Source organism: Crossiella sp. CA198 (assembly GCF_052078295.1).
Lineage (GTDB): Bacteria > Actinomycetota > Actinomycetes > Mycobacteriales > Pseudonocardiaceae > Crossiella.
On the sequence record NZ_JBQJIM010000069.1, the window covers coordinates 1 to 1,572 of the forward strand.

The following is a 1,572-nucleotide window of genomic DNA, read 5'->3' on the forward strand; positions in this document are numbered from 1 at the left end:
GGTTGGCCGAAGTGGGCGTGCCAGTTGGCCCAAGTGCCGTCCGGGTCTTTCCAGACGCCCGTGCCGGGCGGAAAATCGGGGCTGGTCACCCCCGATGTCGTCGCGTCCCTTGGTTCCATGAGGCCGTCCAAGTGCCTGACACCGGGAGCCTGCCAGGGGTCCTGCATTGTCGCTTCGAGCACGCGAGTCTGATTCTTCTCACCACCCGAGGCTCCCCCGGGGTGACCACCCAGCCCAACAGGGAGAACGGGAGACCCTCGTGGAGGAAGTGACCGAGCAACCCATCGAGATCGTGCACCGGGTCGCGGCCCTCGACATCGGCAAAGCCACCCTGACCGCCTGCCTGCGGGTGCCGCACAAGGACAAACCGGGCAAGCGTGTGCAGGAGATCCGCGACTACACCACCATGACCCGATCACTGCTGGAGCTGGCCGACTGGCTAGGCGAGCAGCGAGTGGAACTCATCGCCATGGAGGCCACCAGCTCCTACTGGAAACCAGTGTTCTACCTGCTGGAAGCCGAAGGACTCAGCTGCTGGCTACTCAACCCCACACACGTCAAAAACGTGCCCGGCCGCCCCAAAACCGACAAACTCGACGCGGTCTGGCTGGCCAAGGTCACCGAACGGGGCATGTGCCGGCCCAGCCTGATCCACCCCAAACCGATCCGGCAACTACGTGATCTGACCCGCTACCGCCGCACCCTCATCCGCGACCGTGGCGCCGAACGGCAACGCCTGGAAAAACTATTGGAAGACGCCCAGATCAAGCTGACCGTGGTGGCCAGCGACCTGCTCGGCAAATCCAGCCGGGCGATGCTGGAGGCGATGATCGCCGGACAACGCGACCCCCGGGTCCTGGCCGAGATGGCCCTGGGCCGGATGCGACCCAAGATCACCGCCCTCACCGAAGCCTTGACCGGGCACTTCGAGGACCACCACGCCATGCTGGCCCGCATGATGCTCGACCGCATCGACGAGCTGACCACCCGCGTCGAGGCGTTGACCGCCCGGATCGAGGCGATGCTCGCCCCTTTCGCCCACCAGGCGGCCCAGCTGGATGAGATCACCGGCATCGGCCCCACCGCAGCCGGGGAACTGCTCGCCGAGATCGGGGTGGACATGACCGTCTTCCCCACTCCCGGGCACCTGGTCTCCTGGGCCAAGTGCGCGCCGGTGGACAAGAAGTCCGCGGGCAAGGGCAAAGGCGGGGCCACCGGCAGGGGCAACCCGTGGCTGGGTGCCACCCTGGGCGAGATCGTGGCCTCCCTGGCCCGCACTGACACCTTTCTCGGTCACCGCTACCGGCGACTGGCCAGACGCATCGGCCGTGGTCGTGCCATCGTCGCGACCGCTAACTCCCTGCTGAGCATCATTTGGCACCTGCTCTCCGATCCCGAGGCCCGTTACCAGGACCTCGGGCCCGACTTCTATGAGTCCCGCTTCAACCGGCAACGCCGCGAACGCGACCTCACCCGCCAGCTCGAACGTTTGACCGGCCACAGGGTCACCCTCCAGCCCCGTCCCGACCACACCGCGGCCTGACCCACACCACAACCAGCCGCCAGCCGCCA

Annotated in this window: 2 protein-coding genes; one reads left to right on the forward strand and one right to left on the reverse strand. The window is 66.9% G+C overall.

Translation table 11 applies throughout. The annotated features are described in order from the left end of the window. Nucleotides 1-182 (reverse strand): hypothetical protein (locus ACTOWY_RS44750; protein ID WP_441315691.1); only part of this gene is annotated, 182 nt, incomplete at its 3' end. 86 nt (nt 183-268) lie between these two features. On the opposite strand from ACTOWY_RS44750, the gene ACTOWY_RS44755 reads away from it, so the two are divergent. Next, a complete protein-coding gene (locus tag ACTOWY_RS44755; RefSeq protein WP_441315692.1) occupies nt 269-1,543 on the forward strand; it encodes an IS110 family transposase in 1,275 nt (424 codons plus the stop codon). Nucleotides 1,544-1,572 lie beyond the last annotated feature (29 nt).